At 75.6% G+C, this 26,720-nt stretch carries 24 protein-coding genes; 6 read left to right on the plus strand and 18 right to left on the minus strand.

The features are described 5' to 3' along the window. Window position 1 precedes the first annotated feature (1 nt). The 4 genes from ACI78Q_RS03585 to ACI78Q_RS03600 all read right to left on the minus strand — a co-directional run bounded on the left by ACI78Q_RS03585 (window position 2) and on the right by ACI78Q_RS03600 (window position 3,675). Window positions 2–751 (minus strand): ZIP family metal transporter, encoded by a 750-nt coding sequence (locus ACI78Q_RS03585; RefSeq protein ID WP_456921945.1) that lies wholly within the window; start codon window positions 749–751, stop codon window positions 2–4. Window positions 752–941: 190 nt separating this feature from the next. Beyond that, a complete protein-coding gene (locus ACI78Q_RS03590; RefSeq protein ID WP_456921946.1) occupies window positions 942–2,126 on the minus strand; it encodes an AAA family ATPase in 1,185 nt (394 codons plus the stop codon). 54 nt (window positions 2,127–2,180) lie between these two features. Next, window positions 2,181–3,155, minus strand: coding sequence for a chemotaxis protein CheB (locus ACI78Q_RS03595; protein WP_456921947.1), 975 nt, complete (start codon window positions 3,153–3,155; stop codon window positions 2,181–2,183). 73 nt (window positions 3,156–3,228) lie between these two features. Beyond that, window positions 3,229–3,675 carry a hypothetical protein gene (locus tag ACI78Q_RS03600; RefSeq protein ID WP_456921948.1) on the minus strand — a complete coding sequence of 149 codons (447 nt, stop codon included), beginning with the start codon at window positions 3,673–3,675 and terminating at the stop codon, window positions 3,229–3,231. A 115-nt stretch (window positions 3,676–3,790) separates the two neighbouring features. On the opposite strand from ACI78Q_RS03600, the gene ACI78Q_RS03605 reads away from it, so the two are divergent. Both ACI78Q_RS03605 and ACI78Q_RS03610 read left to right on the plus strand, forming a co-directional pair. Next, window positions 3,791–4,177 carry a phage holin family protein gene (locus tag ACI78Q_RS03605; protein WP_456921949.1) on the plus strand — a complete coding sequence of 129 codons (387 nt, stop codon included), beginning with the start codon at window positions 3,791–3,793 and terminating at the stop codon, window positions 4,175–4,177. A gap of 77 nt (window positions 4,178–4,254) precedes the next feature. Next, window positions 4,255–9,195, plus strand: a complete 4,941-nt coding sequence (locus ACI78Q_RS03610; RefSeq protein WP_456921950.1) for an NAD-glutamate dehydrogenase — start codon at window positions 4,255–4,257, stop codon at window positions 9,193–9,195. Window positions 9,196–9,243: 48 nt separating this feature from the next. Here the strand turns inward: ACI78Q_RS03610 and ACI78Q_RS03615 are convergent, their stop codons facing one another. From ACI78Q_RS03615 to ACI78Q_RS03640, 6 genes are all read right to left on the minus strand, one after another. Then, window positions 9,244–9,852: a TIGR03086 family metal-binding protein gene (locus tag ACI78Q_RS03615; protein ID WP_456921951.1), complete on the minus strand. Its 609-nt coding sequence runs from the start codon at window positions 9,850–9,852 to the stop codon at window positions 9,244–9,246. Window positions 9,853–9,998: 146 nt separating this feature from the next. Next, window positions 9,999–11,420, minus strand: a complete 1,422-nt coding sequence (locus ACI78Q_RS03620; RefSeq protein ID WP_456921952.1) for an amidase — start codon at window positions 11,418–11,420, stop codon at window positions 9,999–10,001. A 34-nt stretch (window positions 11,421–11,454) separates the two neighbouring features. After that, window positions 11,455–14,034, minus strand: a complete 2,580-nt coding sequence (locus ACI78Q_RS03625; protein ID WP_456921953.1) for a SpoIIE family protein phosphatase — start codon at window positions 14,032–14,034, stop codon at window positions 11,455–11,457. 181 nt (window positions 14,035–14,215) lie between these two features. Further along, window positions 14,216–14,974, minus strand: coding sequence for a peroxide stress protein YaaA (yaaA, locus tag ACI78Q_RS03630; RefSeq protein WP_456921954.1), 759 nt, complete (start codon window positions 14,972–14,974; stop codon window positions 14,216–14,218). A gap of 4 nt (window positions 14,975–14,978) precedes the next feature. After that, window positions 14,979–15,770 carry an exodeoxyribonuclease III gene (locus tag ACI78Q_RS03635; protein WP_456921955.1) on the minus strand — a complete coding sequence of 264 codons (792 nt, stop codon included), beginning with the start codon at window positions 15,768–15,770 and terminating at the stop codon, window positions 14,979–14,981. 55 nt (window positions 15,771–15,825) lie between these two features. Beyond that, window positions 15,826–16,761: an acyl-ACP desaturase gene (locus ACI78Q_RS03640; protein ID WP_456921956.1), complete on the minus strand. Its 936-nt coding sequence runs from the start codon at window positions 16,759–16,761 to the stop codon at window positions 15,826–15,828. Between the two features lie 331 nt (window positions 16,762–17,092). Here ACI78Q_RS03640 and ACI78Q_RS03645 point away from each other — a divergent pair, with 331 nt between their 5' ends. Continuing rightward, complete coding sequence (locus ACI78Q_RS03645; protein ID WP_456921957.1) at window positions 17,093–18,550, plus strand: LCP family protein; 1,458 nt, start codon at window positions 17,093–17,095, stop codon at window positions 18,548–18,550. Here ACI78Q_RS03645 and ACI78Q_RS03650 read toward each other — a convergent pair. Beyond that, the gene (locus ACI78Q_RS03650) at window positions 18,547–20,154 is read right to left on the minus strand and encodes an ABC transporter permease (protein ID WP_456921958.1); all 1,608 of its coding nucleotides are present in this window, start codon (window positions 20,152–20,154) and stop codon (window positions 18,547–18,549) included. The two genes, ACI78Q_RS03645 and ACI78Q_RS03650, sit on opposite strands and share 4 nt — an antisense overlap. Further along, window positions 20,151–21,080 (minus strand): ABC transporter ATP-binding protein, encoded by a 930-nt coding sequence (locus tag ACI78Q_RS03655; RefSeq protein WP_456921959.1) that lies wholly within the window; start codon window positions 21,078–21,080, stop codon window positions 20,151–20,153. The genes ACI78Q_RS03650 and ACI78Q_RS03655 overlap by 4 nt, the downstream gene beginning before the upstream one ends. 90 nt (window positions 21,081–21,170) lie before the next feature. On the opposite strand from ACI78Q_RS03655, the gene ACI78Q_RS03660 reads away from it, so the two are divergent. After that, complete coding sequence (locus ACI78Q_RS03660) at window positions 21,171–21,680, plus strand: GbsR/MarR family transcriptional regulator (protein WP_456921960.1); 510 nt, start codon at window positions 21,171–21,173, stop codon at window positions 21,678–21,680. 4 nt (window positions 21,681–21,684) lie between these two features. Here ACI78Q_RS03660 and ACI78Q_RS03665 read toward each other — a convergent pair whose 3' ends face one another. Beyond that, complete coding sequence (locus ACI78Q_RS03665) at window positions 21,685–22,068, minus strand: VOC family protein (protein WP_456921961.1); 384 nt, start codon at window positions 22,066–22,068, stop codon at window positions 21,685–21,687. Window positions 22,069–22,070: 2 nt separating this feature from the next. After that, on the minus strand, window positions 22,071–22,352 hold the full coding sequence (locus ACI78Q_RS03670) for an ArsR/SmtB family transcription factor (RefSeq protein ID WP_456921962.1): 282 nt from the start codon (window positions 22,350–22,352) through the stop codon (window positions 22,071–22,073). A gap of 88 nt (window positions 22,353–22,440) precedes the next feature. Between ACI78Q_RS03670 and ACI78Q_RS03675 the strand changes: the two genes are divergently transcribed. Next, window positions 22,441–22,638 (plus strand): hypothetical protein, encoded by a 198-nt coding sequence (locus ACI78Q_RS03675; RefSeq protein WP_456921963.1) that lies wholly within the window; start codon window positions 22,441–22,443, stop codon window positions 22,636–22,638. 68 nt (window positions 22,639–22,706) lie between these two features. Here ACI78Q_RS03675 and ACI78Q_RS03680 read toward each other — a convergent pair whose 3' ends face one another. Beyond that, entirely contained in the window at window positions 22,707–24,083 is a 1,377-nt protein-coding gene (locus ACI78Q_RS03680) for a hypothetical protein (RefSeq protein WP_456921964.1), read from the minus strand. A gap of 1 nt (window position 24,084) precedes the next feature. Then, window positions 24,085–24,597: a SigE family RNA polymerase sigma factor gene (locus ACI78Q_RS03685; RefSeq protein WP_456921965.1), complete on the minus strand. Its 513-nt coding sequence runs from the start codon at window positions 24,595–24,597 to the stop codon at window positions 24,085–24,087. A gap of 167 nt (window positions 24,598–24,764) precedes the next feature. Here ACI78Q_RS03685 and ACI78Q_RS03690 point away from each other — a divergent pair, with 167 nt between their 5' ends. Then, window positions 24,765–24,965, plus strand: a complete 201-nt coding sequence (locus ACI78Q_RS03690) for a hypothetical protein (protein ID WP_456921966.1) — start codon at window positions 24,765–24,767, stop codon at window positions 24,963–24,965. Between the two features lie 30 nt (window positions 24,966–24,995). On the opposite strand, the gene ACI78Q_RS03695 is transcribed toward ACI78Q_RS03690, so the two are convergent. Together ACI78Q_RS03695 and ACI78Q_RS03700 are read right to left on the minus strand one after the other, a co-directional pair. Beyond that, on the minus strand, window positions 24,996–25,391 hold the full coding sequence (locus ACI78Q_RS03695) for a DUF1801 domain-containing protein (RefSeq protein ID WP_456921967.1): 396 nt from the start codon (window positions 25,389–25,391) through the stop codon (window positions 24,996–24,998). Window positions 25,392–25,476: 85 nt separating this feature from the next. Then, complete coding sequence (locus ACI78Q_RS03700) at window positions 25,477–26,688, minus strand: acyl-CoA dehydrogenase family protein (RefSeq protein ID WP_456921968.1); 1,212 nt, start codon at window positions 26,686–26,688, stop codon at window positions 25,477–25,479. Window positions 26,689–26,720: the final 32 nt, after the last annotated feature.

Consider the following 26,720-nt stretch of genomic DNA (forward strand, 5'->3'; position numbering starts at 1 on the left):
CTCAGGAGACCTCGATGGCGAAGGCGACCAGGAAGCCGAGGCTGGTGATGACGCCGGTCCAGGTGCGGGTCCGCTCGAACGCCTCGGGGATCATCGTGTCGGCGATCATCGTCAGGATCGCCCCGGCCGCCACGGCGGTGATCACCGCGACCACCTCCGGCGGAGCCCCGCCCAGCGCGGTGTAGCCGACCAGCGCGGCCAGCCCGCTGGCCACCGCGATCGCGCCCCACACCCCGAACACGTAGCGCGCCGACCGACCGCCGGCCTTCATGCCCGCGGCGGAGGAGAGCCCCTCGGGCACGTTGGAGATGACCACCGCCGCCAGCACCGAGGCGCTCACCGAGCCGCCGCCGATTAGCCCGAGCCCCAGGACGACGGACTCCGGGACCCCGTCGAGCAGCGCGCCCACGGCGATCGCCGCGCCGCTGCCGGACTGCTCGCCCTCCGACGGCTGCTGACCCCCCGACCGCTTGCGGTGCCGGGCGCCGCGGCGGGCCAGCGCCGCGTTGGCCGCCAGGTAGGCGACCGCGCCGCCCACGAACCCGAGCGCCGTCGCGGGCAGCCCGCCGGTGGCGGCGGCCTCGGCCATCAGGTCGAAGGCGACCGCGGAGATCAGCACCCCCGACCCGAAGGCCATCACCGACGCGATGACGGTCTGCGGCACCCGCACGAACCAGGCGACCAGCGCGCCCGCCACCAGCGCCCCGCCGCCGAGCAGCCCCCACAGTCCGGCCTCCAGCCACGTCGGCACCCGGAGCCCTCCCGTCGTCGTGACGCCGGATCGGGCGCCGGGGCGGCCGTGCCCGGACGGGGCGGGATCGAACCCCCCGCCGCTCGCCGGCCTCGGGTCAGCGGTTCGTGCACAGACCGTCGTCGGGCGGGCTCCGAGGCGACGTTCTGTGCACAGAGCGTCGCCTCACGGCTCCAGGGCGCGCGCCCTCTCAGTCGGCGTGGGACAGCAGGTAGCGGCCGAAGTGGGGGACGGTGAACGCGATCTGGCCGCGCTCCGCCGAGTAGACCAGCCCCTTCTTGATCAGCGAGTCGCGCGCGGGGGAGAGCGACGCCGGCTTGCGGCCCAGCGACACCGCGACCTCCGACGTCGCCACCGCGGCCCCGTTCGGCCCGCCCAGCTCGGCCATCGCGTGCATGTACTCGCGCTCGGCGGGGGTGGCCCGGTCGTAGCGGGAGCCGAAGAACCCGACCGCCAGCTCGGCCTCGGCGACCGGGGCGGCCATGGCGACGTCCGCCGCGGTGATGGGGGAGGAGGCGGCGACGTCCCAGGTGACCTTGCCGTAGGCCTGCACGAAGTAGGGATAGCCGTCGGCGGCGGCGTAGAGGGCGTCGAGGGCCCCGGGCTCGAAGGTGACGTCCTCCCGCTCGGCCGGGGCGAGCAGCGCGCGGTCCGCGGCGGGGCGGTCCAGGCGGTCGATGCGCAGGTAGCGGAACAGTCGCTCGGAGTAGCTCTTGGACGCCGAGAGCACCGCCGGCAGGTGCGGCAGCCCGGCACCGACGACGATCAGCGGCGCGCCCTGCTGGGACAGCTCGTGGCAGGCGGCGCAGATCGCGGAGACGTCGTCGGACTGCACGTCCTGCATCTCGTCGATGAACAGGGCGACGCCCTTGCCGACGTCGGCGGCGAGCCCGGCGGCGTCGCTGAGCAGCTCGACGAGGTCGATCTCCATGTCCCCGGAGTCGGCCCGCCCCGAGGTCGCCGCGACGTCGATGCCCGGCTGCCAGCGGTCGCGCACCTTCGCGTCCGACGACTGCCGCAGCGCGAAGGCCTTGAGCACCCCCAGGACGGCGTCCATCGACTCCTGGTCGGGGTGCCGCAGCTCGCGCAGCGCCATGTGCAGCGCGGAGGAGACCGGGCGGCGCAGCGACTGGTCCGGCCGCGCCTCGATCTTGCCGGTGCCCCATCCCCGGTTGATCGCCGCCGACCGCAGTTGGTTGAGCAGCACCGTCTTGCCGACGCCGCGCAGCCCGGTGAGGACGAGTGACCGCTCCGGGCGGCCGTGCGCGATCCGCTCGAGGACGACGTCGAACGCCGACAGCTCGGCGTCGCGTCCGGCCAGCTCGGGCGGCCGCTGGCCGGCGCCGGGGGCGTACGGGTTCCGCACGGGGTCCATGTCGACCACCGTATGGGCACGTCTAGCCCGAGCAGTAGAGACGGGTAGAGGTCGCTACGGCGTGTCGTCGCCGCGGCTGGGGTCCTCCGTCGCCAGGGCCTGCACCCGCGCGGCGCGTTGCTCGGCCCGCTCGGCGGCGGCCAGGTGCTCCGCGCGGGTCGTGCCGGTCTCGCCGTCCCCCAGTTCGGCCAGGCGCCGGTGCACCGCGGCCATCTCCAGCAGCTTGGATGCGGCGTTGTAGATGGCTCCCTCGACCGCCTCCCGCTGGGCGGCGAGCAGCGTCTGTGCCGACCAGGTGTGGCCGACGTGGCACGTGTAACTCGCCGTCGAGCCCGGCACCGACTCGAACATCCCGCCCTGGCACTCGGGGCAGCCGATGGCGGCGGGGGCGCCGAGGTCGGTGTCCGCAGTGGGGCCGCCCATGGTCGGCTTCCTCTCTGCTGTGGGGGCGGCGACGCCGGGGAGCGCCGGCCCGCGTACCAGTCCGGTCACGGCCGCGGCCAGCTCCGCGGTGCGCAGCGTCCGGGCGTGACGCACGGCGCCCAGCACCGCGCGGGGCATCGCCGACACGCGCGCCTCGGCCGGGTCCTGTACCAGCACCACGCCGTCCTGGGCCGCCACGGCGGCGGCCCCGGCCGCGCCGTCGTCCAGGGCCCCGGAGAGCACGACGGCGATCACGCCGGGCCCACAGGACCGGGCGGCGCTGCGGAAGAGCGTGTCGACGGCCGGGCGCTGCCGGTTCTCGCGCGGCCCCCGGCTGAGCCGGACGTGCGAGCCCCGGAGGAGGAGGTGGTGGTCGGGCGGGGCCACCAGGATGGTCCCCGGCCGCAGCCGCTGCCCGTCCTCCGGGTGCGCGGCGGGCAGCGGGCCGCAGCGGGACAGCAGCCGCGGCAGGTGGCTGTCGGCCGTGGGCGGCACGTGCACCACCACGAGGACGGCGGTCGGCAGGTCCGCGGGCAACCCGGCGACGAACTCCTGCAGCGGAGTCAGCCCCCCGGCGGAGGCCCCGACCACCACGACGTGGTCCATCGCTGCCCGCCTCTCCGCTCCCCGTGCCCGGGGGAGGTGTTCCCCGCGTGCGCCGGATCGATGCCTCCGAGGCTCAGAGGAAGGGGCGCGGGCGACCGGAGCGCCACTCCTCGATCTCGGCCACCTGGCGCGCCATCCGGGTGCGGAGGGCGGGCAGCGCGGGGGCGGCCGTGACGTCCAGCCGCAGCGCGGACCCGTCGCGCAGGTCCAGCTCGACGGCGCGGTTGCCCGCGCGGCCGGACACGCGGGCCACGCCGACCCCGGTGATCTCGTCGCGGTGCAGCGTGCGGGTCCGCCAGGTGTTGCGCACGACCAGCCGCCCGTCGGCGGTGCCGAGCACGCGCAGGGTGGCCTGGCGCCAGGACGTCCCCACCGCGGCGGCGCAGAACAACACCACGAGGGGCAGCGGTGGGCGGATCACGAGGACCACGACGGCGACGAAGACGACCGGGAAGCCCAGCAGGTAGAGACGGGCCCAGGCCGGCGGGCGCAGGGACAGCCGGGCGTCAGCCGTGGTCACGGGCGGAGTCTGCGGGTGTCGACCGCCTTCTGTCACCCTCTAGCTCCACGACTAGACGGGCGTAGAACCTCCGACACGGCCTGATCCGTGATCTTCGGCGGCTAGCGTGGCCGCCGTGCTGAGGTTCCTGGTCAAGGTCGTCCTCATGGCCGGCGTCTTCTATCTCGCGGTGTACGCCTACGACAACATCCTCGGTCTCACCGGGGTCGAGGTGGTGCCCAACCCGCAGGGGGCGTTGGGCGAGCCGGGTACCTGGCTGTGGATCGCGCTCGTCTTCGCGGTGGTCAACGCCATCGTCGGATCGGTCCTCCGGCTGCTGTCGCTGCCGTTCATCCTGCTCACCCTCGGCCTGTTCCTGCTCGTGGTGAACGCCGCCGTGCTCGGCATCACCGCCGCGCTCAGCGATCGGCTGCAGGTCGATGGGTTCGGTGCGGCCGTGGTGCTCGGACTGATGCTGGCCATCGGCGGCTGGTTCGTCGACCTGGTCGTCGAGAGGCGCTGACCCGGCCCCCTGCGGGGGCCCGCCGCGAGCGTGCGTCGTTGTGACGGCGCGCACTCCGCGGGCTAGCGTCAGCCGACATGGCCAGCACCATCGGCACCGCCCCGGCGACCCCGGGAGCGGGCCCCGCTGACGGCTCACCTCCGGTCGTCGCCACCGACCTGGCCGCCCTGGAGGCGGCCCGCGACGAGAAGCGACGGCTGCTGGAGCGGGCCGCCCGCGAGGCCGTCGACGCCGGCTCCGGCCTGCCCGCGGGCTGCGGTGCGGCCGACGTCCCGGCGCTGCTGCGGCGCTACTACTGGAGCGAGCCGGCCGCGGAGGTGCTCGACCAGGACCCGGCCGACCTCGCCGCGCTGGCGCTGGGTCACCTCCGGCTGGCCGAGGTCCGCCCGCAGGGGTCGGCCACCGTCTCCGTCCGGCGGCTGCCCGGCCGGGAGGGCCCGGCGGCGCGCTCCATCGTCCTGGTCGTCACCGACGACATGCCCTTCCTCGTCGACTCGGTCACCGCCGAGGTGGTCCGCCAGGGCTTCCGGCTCGAGCACGTCGTCCACCCCGTGCTGGTGGTCCGCCGGGACGTGACCGGGGCGATCCTCGCCTTCTGCGACAGTGCCTCCCCGGAGCAGTGCGGGCCCGACGCCCTGGCCGAGTCCTGGATGGCGGTGGTGCTCGACGGCCCGCTGGACGAGGAGGCCGCCGGTGACCTCGTCACCGGGCTGCGGACGGTCCTGGCCGACGTCCGGGCGGTCGACGAGGACACCGGTCGCATGCGGGCCCGCGCGCTGGAGCTGGCCGGGCGGCTGGCGGACCTGCCGCCGGCGCCCGGCGGCGACCCGGCCGACGACCCGGCCGAGGCCGCCGCCCTGCTGCGCTGGCTGACCGACGGCAACTTCGTCCTCCTCGGCGCGCGCGACGTCGAGCTGACCCACCCCCGGGGCCGGACGGCGGTGCGCGCGGTCCCGGGCAGCGGCCTCGGGGTGCTGCGCAGCGACACCGACATGGCCGCGAGCCCCGAGCTCGAGTCCGGCGGCGCGCTGCTGGCCGTCACCAAGGGCGACGCCCGCTCCACCGTGCACCGCCGCGCCTGGCTCGACGTCGTCACGGTCACGCCCCCGGCCGGCGACGGCCCGGTCCGGCAGCACCGCCTCGTGGGCCTGTTCCCCTCCACGGCCGCCGCGCACGACGTCCGCGACGTGCCGCTGGTCCGCCGGCGGGTGGCCGACGTGATCGAGGGCTCGGGCGTGCCGGCCGACAGCCACACCGGCAAGCAGCTGCTCGACGTCCTGGAGACCTATCCCCGCGACGAGCTGTTCCAGGTCGGCGCCGACCAGCTGCTGCCCGCCGCGCTGGCCGTGCTGCAGCTGCAGGAGCGCCGGCAGACGCGGCTGTTCCTGCGCCGCGACCCGGCCGACCGGTTCTGGTCGGCGCTGGTCTACCTGCCCCGCGACCGGTACACGACCGAGGTGCGGCTGGCCGTCCAGCAGCTGCTGCTCGAACGCCTCGGCGGCACCAGCATCGAGTACACCGCGTGGGTCACCGAGTCGGTGCTGGCCCGCCTGCACTTCGTCGTCCGGCCCCCGGTCACCCGCCGCGGCCGCCCGGCGCTGCAGGACGTCGACGTCGCGTCCCTGCAGGCGGCGCTGGCCGCCGTCGTCCGCAGCTGGACCGACGACCTCGCCGACGCCCTCGGCGCCCGCTACGGCGCCGACGCCGAGCGGCGCCTGGCCCGGGTCGCCGACGCCTTCCCCGCCGCCTACCAGGAGGACTTCCCCGCCTCGGTCGCCGTCGAGGACCTCGAGCGGCTCGAGGCCCTGGCCGAGCACGAGATCGGGCTGGTCCTTCGCCGCCCGCCCGCGGGGTCGGCGGCCGAGCCGCGGCTGGCCGTGTACCGGGTGGGGGAGCGGCTGCTGCTGTCCGACGTCCTGCCGATGCTGCAGCACATGGGCGTGGACGTCGTCGACGAGCGCCCGTACGAGATCGACCGGATCGGTGCGCCCCTGGCGTGGATCTACGAGTTCGGGCTGACCGCCCCGGCGGGCGAGCTGCCCTTCCCGGGGTCGCTGCCGGAGCGGTTCACCGAGGCGCTGTCGGCGGTCTGGCGCGGCGACGCCGAGGACGACGGCCTGGGCGCGCTGGTGCTGCTGGCCGGGCTCAACTGGCGCCAGGTCACCGTCGTGCGGGCCTACGTGCAGTGGCTGCGCCAGGCCGGGCTGCCCTTCGGCCAGCGCTACGTGGAGACCACGCTGGCCGCCCACCCCGACGTCGTCGCCCGGCTGGTCGCGCTGTTCGAGGCCCGGTTCTCCCCGGGTCGCGACGCCGGGCGCGCCAGTCGGCAGGAGGAGCTGGTCCGGTCGCTGCGCGAGGCGATCGGCGAGGTCGACTCCCTGGACGCCGACCGCGTGCTCACCGCCCTGCTGGCCGCCGTCACGGCCACCCAGCGGACGACGTACTACGCGATGTCCGGACCCCGGCCCACCCCGCTGGCGCTCAAGCTGCACCCGGCGGACGTGCCCGACGTGCCCCAGCCGCGGCCGGCCCGCGAGGTGTGGGTGAGCTCGCCGCGGGTGATGGGCGTGCACCTGCGCTTCGGGGCGGTGGCGCGTGGCGGGCTGCGCTGGTCCGACCGGCACGAGGACCTCCGCACCGAGGTGCTGGGCCTGGTGAAGGCGCAGATGGTGAAGAACACCGTCATCGTGCCGACCGGTGCGAAGGGCGGGTTCGTCGTCCGCAAGCCGCCGCCGGAGAGCGCCGGCCGGGACGCGTGGCTGGCCGAGGGGCAGGCCTGCTACCGGCTGTTCATCGGCGCGCTGCTGGCCCTGACCGACAACCTGGTGGAGGGCCGCGTCGTCCCGCCCGAGCGGGTGGTGCGCCACGACGGCGACGACACCTACCTGGTGGTCGCCGCCGACAAGGGCACCGCCACGTTCTCCGACCTGGCCAACGCCGTCGCGCTCGAACGCGGGTTCTGGCTCGGTGACGCCTTCGCCTCCGGCGGCTCGGTCGGCTACGACCACAAGGCGATGGGCATCACCGCCCGCGGCGCCTGGGAGTCGGTGACCCGCCACTTCCGCGAGCTCGACCTCGACGTCCAGAGCCAGGACTTCACCGTCGTGGGCATCGGCGACATGTCCGGCGACGTCTTCGGCAACGGGATGCTGCTGTCCGAGCACATCCGCCTGGTGGCCGCCTTCGACCACCGGCACGTCTTCGTCGACCCCACTCCCGACGCCGCGACGTCGTTCGCCGAGCGTCGCCGGCTGTTCGGGCTGCCGCGCTCCTCGTGGGCCGACTACGACCCGTCGCTGATCAGCCCCGGCGGAGGCGTCTGGCCGCGGACGGCGAAGTCGATCCCGGTCAGCGAGCCGATGCGCACCGCACTGGGCCTGCCGGACGGGGAGACGGCGCTGTCGCCCGTGGAGCTGGTCCGCGCGATCCTCCTGGCGCCGGCCGACCTGCTGTTCAACGGCGGCATCGGCACCTACGTCAAGGCCTCGGCCGAGAGTGCCCTCGACGTGGGGGACAAGGCCAACGACGCCGTCCGCGTCGACGGCCGCGACCTGCGCGTGCGGGTGGTGGGGGAGGGCGGCAACCTGGGCCTGACCCAGCGCGGCCGGGTGGAGTACGCCCTGGCCGGCGGGCGGATCAACACCGACGCCATCGACAACTCCGCCGGCGTCGACACCTCCGACCACGAGGTCAACATCAAGATCGCGCTGGACCGCGTGGTGGAGGCCGGCGAGCTGGACGCCGACGGCCGGGCCGAGCTGCTCGGCGAGATGACCGACGAGGTGGCGGTCGCCGTCCTCACCGACAACCACGCGCAGAACGCGACGCTCGCCGCCGAGACCGCCTCCGCGCGCAGCCTGCTCGACGCCCACCAGCGCTACCTGCGGGCGCTGGAGCGCTCCGGGCGGCTGGTGCGCAGCGTCGAGGCCCTTCCCGACGACCGCGCGATCACCGAGCGGCGCCGCGACGGGCACGCGCTGACCGGTCCGGAGCTGTCGGTGCTGCTGGCCTACGCCAAGCTGCAGACCGGGGACGCCGTGCTCGGCTCGGGCCTGCCCGACGACCCGGCGCTGGAGCACCTGCTGGTCGAGTACTTCCCGGCCGAGCTGCGCCGCCGCTTCCCCTCGGCGGTCGGCGGCCATCCGCTGCGGCGGGAGATCGTGGCCACCGCGCTCACCAACCGGGCCGTCAACGTCGCCGGCGTCACCGGCCTGTTCCGGCTGGTCGAGGAGACCGGGGTGCCGCTGGCCGGGGTCGTGCGGGCGCACGCCGTGGCCCGCGCGGTGTTCGAGGTGGACCGGCTCTGGGACGCCGTCCGGCCGCTGGACAACCGCGTCTCGGCGGCCACCCAGGTGGAGCTGCGCACCGAGGCCACCCGGCTGGCCGAGCGCGCGACCCGCTGGCTGCTCGGGCTGGCCGAGCTCGCCGCGGAGGACGGCGCGCCGATCGGCGAGGTGGCCGACCGGTTCGCCGTCCCGGTGGCCACCGTGCGGGCCGGGCTGCCGTCGTGGCTGCTGGGCGCCGAGGCCGCCGCCTACGCCGAGCGGGCCGCCCGGCTGCAGGAGGTGGGGGTGCCCGGGGCGCTGGCGGCGGAGGTCGCCGCGGCGCCGCTGCTGCCGGCCGCCCTCGACCTCGCCGTCGTGGCCGAGCGCACCGGCGCCCCGATCGCCCTCGCCGGGCAGGTGCAGCAGTGCCTGGCCGAGCGGCTGGCGCTGGTGCCGCTGCGCGAGCTGGTCATCGCGCTGCCCCGCGACCGGCGCTGGCCGTCGATGGCGCGGGCCTCGCTGCGCGACGACCTGACCGGCGAGCAGGCCGCGCTCACCGCCGAGGTGCTGGCCGGGCGGCGCAGCGACGCCGAGCCCGCCGACGCGCTCCTCGCCCGGTGGGTGGGCAGCTGGGACGGCACGCAGCAGCGGGCCGCGGCCCAGCTGGTCGACATCGCCGCGGGGGACCGGCAGGAACTGGCCGAGCTGCTGGTCGCCGTGCGGACCCTCCGCGGCCTGCGCCGCCGCACCTGACGGTGTCCGCGCCTCTCCAGCCGGTGCGCTGGAGAGCCTCAGACGTGGCTAGCGCCTCGGCGTCCACGCGGGGTCGCGGCCGACCAGACCGAGGGCGCGGTCCTGCAGCGGCGCGTCGGCCGGCACCTCCACCACCGGGCCGAAGACGACGACGCCGGGCCCGAAGGCGCCGGGCTGCCGCATGACGTCGGGGATCTCCTGCAGGCCGGGCCACATGGCCTCCAGCTCGGCGGCGTCGATCGTGTCGTCCTGTCCCGTGGCGCGGGCGAGGTCCCAGCGGTGCAGCACCAGGTCCGCGCTGGGCACCCGGTCGACCAGGTCGACGCCGGCCATCGTGCCGGCGGGGCTCTGCGTCTCCCGGGCGGCCAGTCCGGGGTCGGCCAGGATCGCCTCGACCTCGGCGCGGGCGGCCCGGAAGGCGGCGAGGGGGTCCTGGTCCACGGTGGGCGCGTCCGCCGGCGTCCGGCCGTAGGGGCGCAGCGCCACGTGCTGCATGTCCACGACGTGCCGGACGACGTCCCGGGCGTCCCACCCGGCGCACGGGGATGGGCGCGACCAGGCGTCGTCGGGCACGCCGGCCGTCGTCGCCTCGAAGGCGTCCGCTCGCCGCCGGTAGCGCGCGACCACCTCGGCGAGGTGCTGTGGGTCGGGTGTCATGCCCTTCCGACCGTCGGGCGGCGCCGGACTCATCGGTGGCCGGCCTCATCGGGACACGTCGCGAGGGCGGCGACGGCGGAGTGAGGGCGGCCGTCGAGTCGCGTCTGGCTCTCTCTAGCGGCTGCGCAAGAGAGCCGTAGATCATCTCAGAGGGGTGGACGGCGCTGCCCGAACAGCGTGGCCTGCTCGAAGGCGTGACCCACCTCGAGCACCCGCCGGTCGGCCCGCGGGGCGGCGACCACCTGCAGCCCGACCGGCAGCCCGTCCGGGGTGAAGCCGGCCGGCACCGACAGCGCGGGGCACCCGGTGGGCGTGATGAGCGTGCAGGCGCGCATCCACTCCAGGTAGTTGTCGAGGGCGACGCCGCCGATCTCGGTCGGGTACTCCTGCTCCACCGGGAACGGCAGCACCTGCGTCGTCGGGGCCAGCAGCACGTCGTAGCGGTCGAAGAAGGCGACCGTGCGCTCGTAGAGGGCGGTGTGCGTCACCTCCGCCCGCGCGATGTCGGCGCCGGACAGCTTCGCGCCCATCTCGGCGTTCCAGCGGATCGACTCCTTCACCTGGTCCGGGTGCTGCCGGGCGAGCTCGGTGAAGGAGGAGTCGAACAGCCAGGCGCGGAGCGTGCCGAAGACGTCGTCGGCGCCGGTGAGGTCGGGGCAGTCGGCCTCCACCGTCGCGCCCAGCTCCTCGAACACCCCCACCGCGTCGGAGAGCACCGCCGTGATCGCGGGATCGACCCGCACCCGCCCCCCAAGGTCGGGGGCCCAGGCCACGCGCAGCCCGTCCAGCCGCTCGGGCAGCGGCGCGGCGAAGGGGGCGCCGGGGTCCCCCAGCGCGATCGGCACCCGCGGGTCCGGCCCGGCGACCGCGGACAGGGTCAGCGCGACGTCGGCCACGGTGCGGCCCATCGGGCCCTGGACCGACATCTGCGACCAGCCGATCGGCGCCGGCCAGGTCGGCACCCGCCCGGGCGTGGGACGCAGCCCGACGACGTTGCAGAACGCCGCCGGGTTGCGCAGCGACCCGCCCATGTCGCTGCCCTCCGCGAGCGGCACGAAGCCGGCGGCCAGCGCCGCGGCGGCACCGCCGCTGGACCCGCCGGCCGACAGCCCGTGCCGGTAGGGGTTGTGGGTGACGCCGAAGAGCGTGTTGAAGGTGTGCGAGCCGGCGGCGAACTCCGGGGTGTTGGTCTTGCCGACCCGGACCGCGCCGGCCGCCCGCATGCGGGCGACGATGAGCTCGTCCTCGGCGGGCACGGTGTCGGCGTGCAGCGGCGAGCCCCACGTCGTCCGCATGCCGGCCGTGGCGTGGGTGTCCTTGTGCGCCACCGGCAGGCCGTGCAGCGGCCCGACCTCCCCGCCGGCGGCCAGGGCGGCGTCCGCGGCGTCGGCGGCGGCACGGGCTCCCTCGGCGTCGAGGGTGACGATCGCGTTGACCCGGGGGTCGAGCCGCTCGATGCGCTCCAGGCAGGCGTCGGTCAGCTCACGCGCCGACAGCTGCCGTGAGCGGATCAGTGCGGCCAGCTCCGTCGCGGGGCGCAGGCACAGCTCGTCAGTGGTGGCGGTCACCGGACGAGGTTGCCACAAGGGCGGCACCCCGCGGTCAGGTCGTCGCCGGTTCCTCCGGGACGACGTCCGGCACGACGTTGGGGCCCGCCTCGGGGGGCCGCGGGCGGTCCTGCGGGTGCAGCCGGACGGCGACGAGCGCGACGTCGTCCTCGGGGCGGCCGCCGACCAGCCGCTGGACCACCTCGGTGAGCATGTCCTGGAGCGGCAGCTCGGCCAGCTCCGACAGGGCCTCGCGCAGCCGGAGCATCCCGGCGTCGAGGTCGGCGTCGCGGCGCTCCACCAGCCCGTCGGTGAACAGCAGCACGGTGGCGCCCCGGTCGAGGGTCACCACGGACTCCTGGCGCTGCACCTCGGAGTCGACGCCGAGCAGCAGGTCGCCGCGCCAGGAGGCCAGCTCGGCGACGCTGCCGTCGGGGTTGATCACCAGCGGCGGCAGGTGGCCGGCGTTGGCCCAGCGCATGCGGGTGACGCCGCGCTCCCGCTCGCCGGGGGTCTGCTCGAACCGGGCCACGGCCGCGGTCGCCAGCACCCGGGTCTGCAGCACCGCCATCGAGGCGTCCAGCCCGCGCAGCACCTCGGCCGGCGGGGCGTCGCTGTAGGTGGCGATGCCCCGCAGCAGCCCGCGCAGCTGCCCCATGGCCGCGGCCGCCTCGGTGTCGTGGCCGACGACGTCGCCGATGACCAGCATCGTGGCGCCGCACGGCTGGAGGAACGCGTCGTACCAGTCGCCGCCGACCCGGGCCGCCTCGACGGCGGGCTGGTAGCGGACGGCGATCTCCGCGTGGTCCGGCTCCGGCGGCTCGGTGAGCAGGCTGCGCTGCAGGCCCTCGGCCAGCTGTTCCTGCTGGGCGTAGAGCTGGGCGTTGTCCAGGGCCAGCCCGGCGCGGTCGGCGACGTCCTGGGCGACGGCGACGTCCTCGGGGGTGGGGGCGTGCCCGTCGGCGTAGAAGAGGGTGAGCAGGCCGACCGTTCGGCCGCCGCGGGCCCGCAGGGGGAGCGCCACCTCGGTGGTCGGCGCGAGGACCGCCAGGAGCTCCTTGGCGCGGCCGGGGGGCAGCACGTCGAGGACGTCGTCGCCCGCGAAGGTGACCGCCTCCCCGGTGTGCAGCGCCCGGGCGACCGGGGCGCTGACCGGCATGACGTCCATGCGGACCTCGGCGTACCGCTCGAGGACCGGGCGGCTGGCGGGGTCGACGTGCCAGCTGCCCACGTCGCGGGGCCGGCCGTCGGCGTCGATGACGGTGAGCACGCAGAAGTCGCTCAGGGCCGGGACCACCAGGCGGGGGAGGCGGCCGGTGGCGGCCTCGACGTCCAGGGTGCTGGCGAGCTCGGCGCTCACCTGCGCGAGCAGGGCCAGCCGCTGGGCGGACCGCTCGGCCCGCTCCCGCACCCGCCGCCGCTCGGTGACCTCCAGGAAGTAGACCGACAGCCCCTCGGGGGTCGGCCACGCGCGCAGCTCGTACCAGCCGTCCAGCGGCGGGGGGTAGTACGCGTCGAAGTGCACCGGCCGCCCCGTCCGGACGGCGTTGCGGTAGCTGTCCTCGAAGATGCTGCTGGTGGCGGCGGGGAAGGCCGCCCACAGCACCTCGCCGAGCAGCTCCTCGCGGGAGCGCCCCAGCAGCCGCTCGGCCTCGGCGTTCACGTGGGTGAACCGCCACTCGTGGTCCAGCGAGTAGAAGCCGGCCGGCATCGCCTCCAGCACGCGGGTCACCCGGGCCTGGGCGGTGCGGTCGTCGGTGGAGTCGTACGCGGCGCCCAGCACCCGCACCGCCCGCCCGGAGGCGTCGGTGAGCGCCCGGCCGCGGGCGAACACCCAGCGCGTGGTGCCGTCCGGGCGGACCACCCGGTACTCGGCCTCGTACTCCCCGCCGGTCTCGATCGACACGCGCAGGGCCTCGGAGACCCGCGGCAGGTCGTTGGGGTGCAGGCGGCGGTTGAACGCGTCGATCGTGCCGTCGAAGTCCTCGTCGGTGTAACCGAACGTGGCCAGCAGCGGCGCGTCCCAGACGAGCTCGCCGGTGCGCAGGTCCCAGTCGAAGGTGGCGACCCTGCCGGCGTCCATGGCCAGCGACCAGCGCAGCCGCTGGCGCTCCTGCTCGCCGATCAGGGCCGCGTACTCGAGCTCGGTCACCGCGAGGTCGGCGAGGTGGCGCAGGGTCGCCACGTCGGCGGCGGACCACGCGTGCGGCTCGACGTCGAAGACGCAGAGGACGCCGACGACGAGGCCGCCCTCCCCGGTCAGCGGCACGCCCAGGTAGGCGCCCACCACGCCGGAGGTGACCGGGTCGAGGGCGCCGAGCTGGTCGTCGGCGCGCGCGTCGGGGACCACCAGCGGGGTGCCGAGCGCGGCCGCGAGGGCGCAGGGGGACTGGTCCAGCGGGGAGACCTGACCGCGGCCGCCCGGGGGCACGCCCGCGATCCCGGCGATCGTGTGGGCGTCGTCCAGGATGGAGATCTGGGCGGACGGGACGTGCAGCAGCCGCGTGGCCAGCTCGACGATCCGGTCGAGGGCGGCGGTGCCGCCCTCCGGTGTCCGCAGCCGTCGCGCCGCCCGGACGCGCGCGGGGTCGCTGCGCAGCTCGACGGCGGCCTGGGCAGCGTCGAGCGCGCGCACGGCGCTCGCACGCCGCGGGATTCCCTCCACCGCAACCCTTCTCATCCGGCCCTCCGGCCGGGCACGGCGCGCGGGCCCCGGCTGTTGGAGCCCCTCGCGCCCCCGCAGTTATGCCACCCGGAACGCCATCGGGCAAGGAAAGCTGACCCAGATCACTGCCCGTGTCACGCTCCGTGTCCGCTCAGCGAGTCACGTGCTCGGCCGGGACGACGAGCGTGAGCGCGGTGGCGCGGTCGTGTTCCACGTGCAACCCCGCCCGGCGCAGCAGCGCCCGCAGCCGGACGACGTCCCCCGGCTCGGCCGTCGTGGTGGCCAGCAGTCGCGCGACCCGGCCCTTGTGCGCCTTGTTGAAGTGGCTGACCACCGAGCGGGTGCCGTCCGGCCGCTCGCTCAGCACGTCGACGGTCACCGCGCCCGGCACCGGTGCCAGGGCGGCGTAGGACCCGCTGCGCAGGTCGACGACGAGCTCGTCCACGGCGGCCAGCACCGGACCGAGCACCGGCTTCCACAGCGCCCGCAGCGTCGGCTGCCCCGGCAGGGCCGAGCCCGCCGAGAGCCGGTAGGCCGGGATGGCGTCCGTGCCGCGGACCAGCCCGAACAGGGCCGAGCCGACGGCCAGCCGCCGGTCCGCCCGCGCCCGCTGCGCGCAGGTCAGCGAGCGCACGTCCAGCGCGTCGTACAGGACGCCGGTGTAGCGCTCCAGCGCCGGCGCCGTCGGGCTGGTGAGCAGTGCGGCGTTGCGCGCGATCTCGTCGTCCTGCTTCGGGGAGAGCCCGAGCGCGGCCCGGGAGGCGGGGACGTCGGCGGCGAGGTCGGCGAGGGTCTTCGTCAGCTCGGTGCGGACCGGCGTGAGCTCGGGGGAGGACAGCGCGTCGAGGTCGAGCGGGGCGCCGTCCCCGCCCGGCGCCTTGGTCTCCGACGGCGGGAGGAGCACCAGCACGCCGCTACTCGCCCAGCTCGACGACGACCGGCGCGTGGTCGCTGGCGCCCTTGCCCTTGCGCTCCTCGCGGTCGATGCGGGCACCGGTCGTGCGCGCGGCCAGCGCGGGGGAGCCGAGGACGAAGTCGATCCGCATGCCCTCACGGCGGGGGAAGCGCAGCTGCGTGTAGTCCCAGTACGTGTAGACGCCGGGGCCGGGGGTGTGCGGCCGGACCACGTCGGCGTACCCGGCGTCGACGATCGCCCGGAACGCGGCCCGCTCGGGCTCGGAGACGTGCGTGGAGTGCGCGAAGACCCGCATGTCCCACACGTCGTCGTCCTGCGGGGCGATGTTCCAGTCGCCGACCAGGGCGACCTGTGCGTCGGCGTCCTCGGCCAGCCACCCGGACGCCGTCGTCCGCAGGGCGTCGAGCCACTGCAGCTTGTACTGGTAGTGCGGGTCGGTCAGCGTGCGGCCGTTGGGCACGTAGAGGCTCCACACCCGCACCCCGCCGCAGGTGGCGCCGAGCGCACGGGCCTCGGACTGCTCGTCGTCCCCCCAGCAGGGCTGGCCCGGGAAGCCGATCTGGACGTCGTCCAGGCCGACCCGCGACAGCACCGCCACGCCGTTCCACTGCGAGTAGCCCACGTGCGCGACCTGGTAACCGAGGTCGGTGAAGCGGGACTCGGGGAACTGGTCGTCGCGGCACTTGGTCTCCTGCAGCGCGAGGACGTCGACGTCCGAGCGCTCCAGGAAGGCGGCCACCCGGTCGGCGCGGCTGCGGATGGAGTTCACGTTCCAGGTCGCGATGCGCACGTGGGACGACGATACGGAGTGACACGAGTGTGGTTCCCGCGCCGTGGCACTCCGCTCAGGCGTTGCGGGCGGCCTCGCGGGCGCGCATCCGCTCCCGGCTCTCGACGAAGCGGGTCGCCTGCGCGTCCAGCCCGGCCAGGAAGGCGGCGAGCTCCTCGCGGGCCTTCTCGCCCGCCGGCCCGAGGTCGGTGCGCTCGAACACCTTCCAGGCGCGCAGCACCGGGCTGACCACCTCGTCGTGGTGCAGCCGCAGGTCGTAGATGCCGGCCTTGGCGATGATCATCGAGTTCTTCCGGAAGCCGGTCATCGTGGCGCCGGGCATCTCGAAGCCCACGACCTCCCGGGTCACCGCCTGCATGGCGAGGTCGGGGTCGATGTCGAACGCCGCGGCCATCAGGTTCCGGTAGAAGACCATGTGCAGGTTCTCGTCCGTGGCGATGCGGGCCAGCAGCCTGTCGGCGATCGGGTCGCCGGTGGCGCGGCCGGTGTTGCGGTGCGAGACGCGGGTGGCCAGCTCCTGGAACGACACGTAGGCCACCGCCTCCAGCGGCGTCTTGTCGCCGGAGTCGTAGCCGAGGGTCATGTAGTCCATCCGCGCCCGCTCCAGCGCGACCGGGTCCACGCCGCGGGTGACGACGAGGTAGTCGCGTAGCGCGACCCCGTGCCGGTTCTCCTCCGCCGTCCACCGGCCGACCCACTGCCCCCAGGCGCCGTCCCGGCCGAACCGGGTGGCGATCTCCCGGTGGTAGCTGGGCAGGTTGTCCTCGGTGAGCAGGTTCACGAACATCGCCGCCTTGGCGGCCTCGTCGAGCCGCGACTGCTCGGGCGACCAGTCCTCGCCGCCGAGGAAGGCGAAGTTCCGGCCCTCGTCCCAGGGCACGTAGTCGTGCGGGTGCCACTCCTTGGCCACGCCGATGTGGCGGTCCAGGTTCTGCGCGACCACCGGCTCGAGCTCGTGCAACACCGCCGCGTGCGGGGACGTCTGGGACATGGGGACCTCCGGGCGACTCGAGCTGCGACCCACGCCGTAGCCAGGCGCCAGCCTGCACCTGTGGGTGCCCCGCCGGGACACCGGACACGCATCCCGTGCCCTCCGATCGGGTGTACCGGCATCTGGGGCCGGACGGACGGGCGGTACGGGTGGTGCAGGAGTGGGAGCATGGCCGCGTGACCGGGTTCTGCCGCACGGGGGCGTGCACATGAGCGAGTGGGACGAGACCCGTCCCATCGGCCCGTCGAGGCCGCTCCCGCCACCACCGGACAGCCCCGGACGTGCGCGCCGGCGGGAGGGGCGCCGGTTCCGCTCCGCCCTCGCCTGGACGGTGGCCGGTGCCGTAGTCCCGGGGACGGCGTTCCTCGCGGCCGGCCGCCGCGTGCTCGGCGCGGTCACGCTGCTGCTGTTCCTGGCCCTCGTCGGTGGCGGGGCCTGGCTGGCCACGGCCGGCCGGCGCACCGCCGTCCGGATCGCCGTCGACTCGCACTGGCTGGGCTGGGTGCTCGGCGGCGTCGTCGTGGTGGCCCTGCTGTGGGTGCTGGTCGTCGTCGCCGGCTACCGGATGCTGCTGCCGCGGCCCACGTCGGGGTGGCGGCACGCGCTCGGCGCCGCGGTCGTCCTCGCGCTGGTGGCCGGCATCGTCTACCCCGCCTACACGGCCGTCCAGGTGGCGGCGGCGCAGCGCGGCCTGCTCGACGACGTGTTCGCCGACCGCGAGTCGGCGACCGTGGTGGACACCCCCGACCCGTTCGGCGACAAGGAGCGGGTCAACGTGCTCCTGCTCGGCGGGGACGGCGGGGAGGGCCGCGAGGGGGTGCGCACCGACACCGTCATCGTGGCCAGCATCGCCACCGACACCGGCGAGACGACGCTGTTCAGCCTGCCCCGCAACCTGCAGGACCTCCCGTTCCCCGCCGACAGCCCGCTGGCCGAGGCCTACCCCGACGGGTTCGAGGGCAGCAACGAGAGCGAGGGCCTGCTCAACGCCGTCTACCGCAACGGGCCGGCGGCGTTCCCCGACATCCTCGGCCGCACCGACGACCCGGGCGCGGACTTCCTCAAGCTCGGCGTCGGCGAGGCGCTCGGGCTGGACATCGACTACTTCGTGCTGGTCAACCTCGACGGGTTCAGCAAGCTGGTCGACGCGCTCGGCGGCATCACCGTCAACGTCAACTACTACGTGCCGATCAACGGGGACCCGGGCACCGGCGAGCTGCCCGACGACTACATCGACCCCGGTCCGAGCCAGCACATGGACGGCGACCGCGCGCTGCAGTTCTCCCGCGGGCGCTTCGGGCTCACCGACTACGACCGGATGGCCCGGCAGCGCTGCACCATCTCGGCGATCATCGACGCGGCCGACCCGGTGACCCTGCTGCAGCGCTACCAGGACCTCGCGGCGACCACGCAGGACATCGTCAGCACCGACGTCCCGCGGTCGGCCCTCGACGACTTCGTGGACCTGGCGTGGCTGGTCAAGGACTCCGAGGTGCGCAGCGTCGTCTTCGACACCAGCGTCATCGACCCGGCCTACCCCGACTACGACCTGGTGCGCCAGGTCGTCTCCGACGCCCTGGACCCGCCGGCGCCGGCGGACGACGCCCCCGACGGCACCCCAGCCCCGAGCGGCGAGCCCGCCCCCGAGGCCGGCACGACCCCGCCGCCCCCGGGGACCCCCGAGGGCGACGCCGAGACCGTCACCGAGGTCGGCGACGCCTGCGCCTACGACCCGGCCCAGGCCGCCGAGGCGCGCGCGGCCGGCGAGCCCCCGAACAAGGCGGACTAACCGACGACGAGGTCGCGGCGGCGGAAGCCGGCCAGGCCCGCCGCGAGCAGCACGAGGGCGACGAGCGTGAGCGCCGCGGCCGGGCCGGTCGCCCACGGCTCGCCCGGCCCGGCCGGGGTCCACGACAGCGGCGACAGGTCGTCGACCCAGGACGGCCAGTCCAGCGACCGGGCGAACAGGGTCACCACGACCACGTAGGCCACCCAGCCCCAGGTCACGGCCGTCGCGGCCCGCGGCAGCACGCCGACGAGCAGCGTGGCGACGGCGGCGAACACCCACACGTCGGGCAGGTGGCCCAGGGTCGCCTCCAGCACCCGGACGGTCAGCGCGGGATCCCCCGTGGCCGCCGCGGCGGACAGCCCCATGACCAGCCCGGCCGCGACCAGCACGGCGGTCGACCCCAGCAGCGCCACCGCCGCGTGGCTGCCCAGCCAGGCCGGGCGGCTCGTGGCGGTGGCGAGCACCGGCTCGGCCCGGCCCGCGGCCTCCTCCGAGCGGGCGCGCAGGGCCGCGGAGACGGCGTAGGCCCCGGTGACGAGCACGACCATGCCGAGCGTGACACCGAGGTAGGCGTCGACCAGCCCGGCCGTGGACAGGTCGGGCAGGAAGGTCTCCGCGGCGGGGTTGTCGCCCAGCAGCGTCTGTACCGACCCGGCGATCGACCCGTAGACCGCCCCCAGCGCGACCAGCCCGACGGCCCAGCCGAGCAGCGCGCCCCGGTGCAGCCGGCCGGCCAGGCCCCAGGCGGAGCCGAGCGCCCGGGAGGCGGAGGCGGCGCCGGGCCGGGGGCTCACGACCCCGGCACCGAGGTCGCGCCGGTCGAGCAGGGTGCGGGCGGCGGCCAGCAGGACGACGGCCCCGGCCAGGCACAGCAGCAGCGGCCACCAGCGGTCGTCGGAGAACGGGTGCGTCGCCTGGGCCCAGCCGACGGGGGACAGCCACGACAGGCCGTCGTCCCGGATGTCACCGACGGCGCGCACCGCGAAGGCGACGCCGAAGACCGCGAGCACGATGCCGTAGCCGGCGCGGGCCGAGCCGCTCACCTGTGCGGCCACGGCGGCGACGGCGGCGAAGACCAGGCCGGCGGCCCCGACCGAGGCGCCGAGCAGGAACGACCCCCCGGACGGCAGGCCGGTGGCCACGCCCGCCGCACCGATGGCGACCGCGAGCGCGGCGCAGCCCAGCGCGGCCAGGCCCACCCCGGCCAGCAGCGGTGCGTGCCGGCCGACCCGCGCCGCCCGCACCAGCTCGGTGCGGCCGGCCTCCTCGTCGGCGCGGGTGTGCCGGATCGTGGTGGACATGGCCATCAGCGTGGCCACGAGGACCAGCGTGAACGAGATCTCGAACGCCACCGCGCCGGCCACCGTCCCCAGCCCGACCGGCGGGCCGGACAGCGCGATCGTGGCCGCGTTGCTGCCCACCGAGGCGCGGTAGGCGGCCAGGGCCTCCGGGGTGTCGTAGAACGCCTGGCTGCCGAGTGACTGCTGGGCCATCAGCCCCGCGCCGACCGCCACCCAGACGGCGAGGCGGACGCGGTCCCGGCGCAGCGCGAACCGCAGCAGCGTGCCCGTGCCCGCCTGCAGCGACGGGTCGACGGCGATCACGGCCGCACCGCCTCCGGCGCGCGCCCGACGCCGTCCTCGGCGAGCTCCTCGCCGTAGTGGCGGAGGAAGAGCTCCTCGAGGGTCGGCGGGGCACTGGCCAGGGCCCGGATGCCGAACCCGGTCAGGTGCCGGACGGCGCCGTCCAGGGCGTCGGTGTCGACGTCGAACCGGACGCGGCCGTCGCCGTGGGCCAGGTCGTGGACGCCGGGGAGCCCCTCCAGCCCGGTGACCGGCCGCGCCGTCTCCACCGTGATCGACGTGCGGGTGAGGTGGCGCAGCTCGGCCAGGCTGCCGCTCTGCACCGTCCGGCCGTGCCGGATGATGCTCACCCGGTCGCACAGGGCCTCGGCCTCGGCGAGGATGTGGCTGGACAGCAGCACGGTGCGCCCGGCGTCGCGCAGGCGGCGCACCTCGTCCTGGAACACCGCCTCCATGAGCGGGTCGAGGCCGGACGTCGGCTCGTCCAGCACGTACAGCTCGGCGTCCGAGGCGAGGGCGGCCACCAGGGCGACCTTCTGCCGGTTGCCCTTGGAGTAGGTGCGCGCCTTCTTGCGCGGGTCGAGGTCGAAGTGCTCCAGCAGATCGGCGCGGCGGGCCGGGTCGAGCCCGCCCTGCAGCCGCCCGAGCAGGTCGATGGCCTCCCCGCCGGTGATGCCGGGCCAGAGGGTGACGTCGCCGGGCACGTAGGCCAGCCGGCGGTGCAGCGTGACGGCGTCGGCCCAGGGGTCGCCGCCGAGCAGTCGCACGCGGCCGGCGTCGGCGCGCAGCAGCCCCAGGAGCACGCGGATGGTCGTGGACTTGCCGGAGCCGTTGGGCCCGAGGAAGCCGTGCACCTCGCCGGTGGCCACCTCGAGGTCGAGGCCGTCGAGGGCGCGCGTGGTGCCGAAGGTCTTGACGAGTCCGGAGGTCGAGATCGCACTCTCCATGGCGCGGAACCTACACACATTTCACGATGTTGTGAATCATGTTGACCGTGCTTATCGTGATCATCACCGGCGGCGAGCGGAGGGGGACGCGTGGCGGAGGACGGCGACCGGGCCACCCTGCTGCGCTTCGTGGAGCGCTTCGCGCTGGTGCTCCGCGAGGCGGGGATGGCGCCGATGCCCGCGCGCGTGCTGGCCTACGCCCTGGCCGACGACGCCGACCACTACACCGCCGGTGACCTCGCCCGGGGTCTGGGCGTCAGCGCCGCGGCGATCAGCGGCGCGGTCCGCTACCTGGTGCAGGTCGGCTTCTTCACCCGCGAGCGGGAGCCGGGCACGCGCAGCGATCTGTACGTCCTCGACGACCGGGACCTGTGGTCGCACTTCATGGCCGCCGAGCTGCGCTCGCTGCACCGGTTCGAGGAGACGGTGGCCCGCGGCGTGGAGGCGCTCGGGGTCGACCGCCCCGGTGGGCGGCGCCTGGCCGAGACCCGCGACTTCATGGCCTTCCTGCACGCCGAGCTGACCGACGCGCTGCGCCGCTGGCCGGCCGAGCGCGACCGGCTCGCCGCCGGCCGGAGCGAGGTCGCCCCGGCCGGCTGACCGGTCACATGTCGGCGATCTGGATGAGGTTCCCGCAGGTGTCGTCGAAGACGGCGGTGGTGACCGGCCCCATGTCGGTCGGCTCCTGGGTGAAGCGGACACCGAGCCCGCGCAGCCGCTCGTACTCCGCGTGCACGTCCTTGACGGCGAACGAGGTGAAAGGGATGCCGTCGGCGACGAGCGCCTCCTTGAGCGGCCGCGCGGCCGGGTGCTCGTCGGGCTCGAGCAGCAGCTCCACCCCGTCGGGGGCCTCGGGGGAGACGACAGTGAGCCACCGGTGTGCCCCCGTCGGGACGTCGGTCTTCTTCACGAAGCCGAGCACGTCGGTGTAGAAGCTCAGCGCCTTCGCCTGGTCGTCGACCCAGACGCTGGCCAGGTTGATCCGCATCGTCACTCTCCTCGAGGCTCGATCCGCCACCGGTCGGTGATGGCTCTCAGGGGCGCGGTGTCCAGGGAGTGGAACTTGCAGCGGCCCTCGCGGCGGGTGGTGACCAGGCCGGCGTCCTCCAGGACGTCGAGGTGCTGGGAGATCGCCTGCCGGCTCGAGGTGAGCCCGTGCCGGTTGACCAGCCGGGCGCACAGCTCGAACAGCGTCTGGTCGTCCCGCTCCTGCAGCTCGTCGAGGATCACCCGCCGGGTCGGGTCCGCGAGGGCCCTGAACACGTCGCCCACGGGGGGACGATACGCAAGCAGCCGCTTGCATGACAAGGGCGTCTGGGAGGCTCGGGGCGTCGGGTCGGCACGGCGGGAGGCGCAGGCGATGGTGCAGAGGTCAGGCGGGGACCGCCGGGAACGGCTGGTCGCGCTGCTCGCGGCCGGGATCGCCGTCGTCCTGCTGGTGTCGTCGGTGAGCTGGTTCGCCGGCGACCAGACCGGCGTCGGCGTCACCCAGCTGTTCCTCGGCGCCGTCCTCGCCGGGGTCGCCGCCTTCCTGTACCGGCGCTCCCGGGGGCGCTGACCACCGGGCCCGCCGCCGGCGGGCCTCGGCGGCCGGCTGCCGCATGGCCACCACCGACGTCGGCTCCCTCATCGCGGCGGCTCGGTCAGCCGCCCCTCGGCGACCAGGGCCCCGTCCGCGTCGAGCAGCCGCACCGTCGCGCCGTCGAGGGGGCCCGTGACGGGGCCGCTGCCCGCCCCGCCGGGAAGCCCGAACCGGGCGACCCGCCCGCCGTCGGCGCCGAGCACGTCGGCCACGGTGGCGGACGACGGGCCGCTGACGGTGACCACGACGTCCCCCGGCACGGAGGCGGGCACGGCGAGGACCTGCTCGAGCAGCGGCGTCCCCGCCGGTGCCACCTCGGTCAGGGCGACCTGGGAGGTCAGGCCCGTGCCGTCGTCCCAGACGATCACCTGGGCCGCCGTCGTGGCGCCTGACGGGAACGTGGCGCCGACGAGCACCGTGGCCGACGGGGAGCCGTCGCCGACCGGCCCCGCGGCCAGCAGGGTGGTCCGCAGGTCGGCGGTGGGCACGCCGTAGTACCCGGCCAGGGCCTCGACGGCCGACCGGAGGTCCTCGTCGCGGACCGAGCCGCGCAGGCCGCGGGGGTCGGCCACGTCCGGCACGGCGCGGGCGCCGTCGAGCACCCGGTCGGCCACGGTGAGGGCCGGCTCGTACGAGCCGCCGGTGCGGTCGACCCGCAGCTGGGCCTCCAGCGGCCAGGTCGCCGGGCCGGGCGCGGCGATCGCGCCGGCCCCGTCGGTCAGCGGCACGGGCAGCCACTGCTCGGTCGCGGTGCCGTCGGCGGTCACGGTCCTCCCGGTCAGCAGGCGGGCGCCGTCCCCGGGCCAGGTGACGACGACCAGCGTGGGGCCGGCGGCGGCCGGGTCCGGCGCGTCCATGAGGGCCAGCGGGTGCTGCGCGGTCGTCTCCGCGGGCGGGGCGGCCAGGGTCATCTGCCCGGGGTCGGCGCCCTCCGGGCCCACGAACCAGGCGGCGACCAGCGGGGCGTCCCCGGCGAGGACGAGGGCCACCCGGGCACCCGGCACGTCACCGGCGAAGGTGACCCGGCGCTCGGCCACGGCCGGGTCCGGCGCGCCCTCGGGGGAGTTGGCCGTGGTCCAGGGGAGTGCGCGGACCCCGGCCAGCCAGTCGGCGTCCCCGGCCAGCGAGCCGCGGGTGGGGAGCTCGGTCAGCGGCCGGGAGGTCTCCGGCGGCACGGCGCCGGACGGCGCGGCCACCTGCCCGCCCGGACGGTCCCCGAGCAGCGTGGCCGCCCCCACCGGGACGCCGACCAGCACGGCCGCCGCGACCAGGCCGGCGGCGCCCACCGCGAGGCGGGCGCGGCGCTGGGTGCGCGCCCGCTGCCGCACCCGGTCGGCCAGGTCGTACGGCGCGGGCGGGACGTCGTCGGCAGCGGCGTGCAGGCCCTGACGCAGCCGGGTCTCCAGATCGGGCCGGGCCATGTCAGCACTCCTCCAGGACGACGGCGGGGGCGGGGGTGGCCAGCAGGACGCGCAGCCGGGCCAGGCCCCGCGCGGTCTGGGTCTTCACCGTGTTGACCGAGCAGCCCAGGACCTCCGCGGTGGCCGCCTCTCCGAGGTCCTCCGCGTAGCGGAGCACCAGGACCGCGCGCATCCGGGGCGGGAGGGTCGCCAGCGCCGCGGTCATGCGCTGCCGCTCGGCGAGCTCGTCGGTGGCGTCGGGGCCGGCGGGGTCGTGCGCGGGCAGGGCCACGATCTCCTGCGTCGTCCGCAGGCGCCGCCAGCTCGCGGCACTGGTCACCAGGACCCGGCGGACGTACGGGTAGGGGTCGGCTCCCGCGATCCGGCCCCAGCGCCGGTAGGCCTTCACCAGCGCCGTCTGCAGCAGGTCCTCCGCGTGCCCGCGGTCGGACGTGAGCAGCACCGCGGTGCGCAGCAAGTCGTCCGACCGTGCGGCGACGAACGCCTCGAAGGACGCCTCGTCCCGTGCTCCCACTGGTCCCTCCCCCTCGTCACCCCCTACGACGCGCGAGGACGCCGGGCGGGGGTGACGCCGTGACCGGATCGTGACCGAACGGGTTCGGGTCGTCGTGACGTTGCAGGTCACCCGGGCGCGCCGCACGCTGGACGCCCGACCGTCGGAGGACCGAGCGGAGGTCAGGCGTGAAGCTGGACAAGCAGGAGCTGCTGCGGGTGCTGCGCACCGAGGGCGACAACGACACCGCGGAGAAGGTGGCGGCCCAGCTGCCCGACGAGATCGACACCGACCGGGACGGCGACGCGCTCGACGCCGTGGGCCTGGACCGCACCCAGCTCATGGCGAAGCTGGCCGGCGGCGGTCTCGGCGGCACGCTCGCCCCCTGAGCGGCGGACCGCTCTCCGGGCGCACCGGGTTCATCCCCGGGCGCCCCGAGCGGCCGCCGATCGCAGTCCCGCCCCGAGCTCGACGGCGAGGTCGAGGAACCCGGTCACGACGTCCGGGTCGACGTCCTCGGGGGCGGCGAGGTCCAGCGTGCGCACCTGCCGGCCGGTGCCGGACAGCCGGTGCTCCGGGTCGGGCAGGCGGACGCCGTGCTCGAAGACCAGCTGCACCCGGTCGGCCGTCGGGAAGACGGCGCAGACGAAGCCGGCCGTCGGGTCCCGGTAGTTGAGCGAGTGCCAGCCGTGCCGTACGCGCTCCTGCAACTGCGGGTGGGCGTCGAGCAGCACGGTGCGCAGCCGCTGCGCCGTGGCGGCGACGGTGTCGGTGTGCTCGGCGAGCAGGTCGTCGGCCTCCGGGTCTCTGGGCACGCTCGCAGCCTGGCAGCACGGTGTGACAGGTCCGGACCGCAGCGGAGGCTCGGGAGCGACGGGAGCTCACTCCCGAGCCTCCGCGTCAGCCGGCGTACGGCCGCTCCCGCCCCAGCTCCTCACGGGCGACCGAGCGCAGGTGGACGGCGTCCGGCCCGTCGGCGATGCGCAGCGTGCGGGCCGCGGCGTAGAAGCGGGCCAGCACGGTGTCGTCGCTGACCCCGGCGCCGCCGTGCACCTGGATCGCGCGGTCGACGACCTCGCAGGCCACCCGCGGCGCGACCACCTTGATGCCGGCGATCTCGGTGCGGGCGCCCTTGGCGCCGAACCGGTCGATGAGGTCGGCGGTCTTGAGCACCAGCAGCCGGGCCTGGTCGATCTCCAGCCGGGACAGTGCGATCAGCTCGCGGACCGTGCCCTGGTCCGCGAGCGGCCGGCCGAAGGCCACGCGCGACCTCGACCGCTCGACCATCAGGGCCAGCGCCCGCTCGGCCATCCCGAGCGCGCGCATGCAGTGGTGGATCCGGCCGGGGCCCAGCCGGGCCTGGGCGATCAGGAAGCCGTCGCCCTCGCCGGCCAGCAGGTTCGTCGCCGGCACGCGGACGTCGGTGAGCAGCAGCTCGGAGTGCCCGTGCTGGTCCTGGTACCCGAACACCGGCAGGTGCCGCACGATCTCCAGCCCCGGGGTGTCGCGGGGGACCAGGATCATCGACTGCTGCCGGTGCGGCGCGCCCCCGGGGTCGGTCTTGCCCATGACGATGAACACCTGGCAGCGCTCGTCGGCGGCGCCGCTGGTCCACCACTTGCGGCCGTTGAGGACGTAGTCGTCCCCGTCCCGGACGATCGAGGTCTGGATGTTGCGGGCGTCGGACGACGCGACGTCCGGCTCGGTCATGGCGAAGGCCGACCGGATCTCCCCGGCCAGGAGCGGCTCCAGCCAGCGCTGCTTCTGCTCGGGCGTCCCGAACAGCATCAGCGTCTCCATGTTGCCGGTGTCGGGGGCGCCGCAGTTGGTGGCCTCGGGGGCCAGCGTCGGGCTCCAGCCCATGATCTCGGCGACGGAGGCGTACTCGAGGTTGGACAGCTCGCCGAGCTCGGGGGAGAACAGGTTCCACAGCCCGCGCCGGCGCGCCTCGGCCTTGAGCTCCTCCAGCACCGGAGGGTGGGCGTGGTCGTCGTGACCGCGCGCGGCCCGCCACTGCTCGTAGACGGGCTCGGCGGGGAAGACGTGCTCCCGCATGAAGTCCCACATCCGGCCGCAGACGTCCTCGGCACGGGCGGAGAGGGCGAAGTCCATGCCCGCAACGTAGAGGGCGGGGCCCCGCGCGT

The organism is Geodermatophilus sp. SYSU D00705 (genome assembly GCF_054050135.1).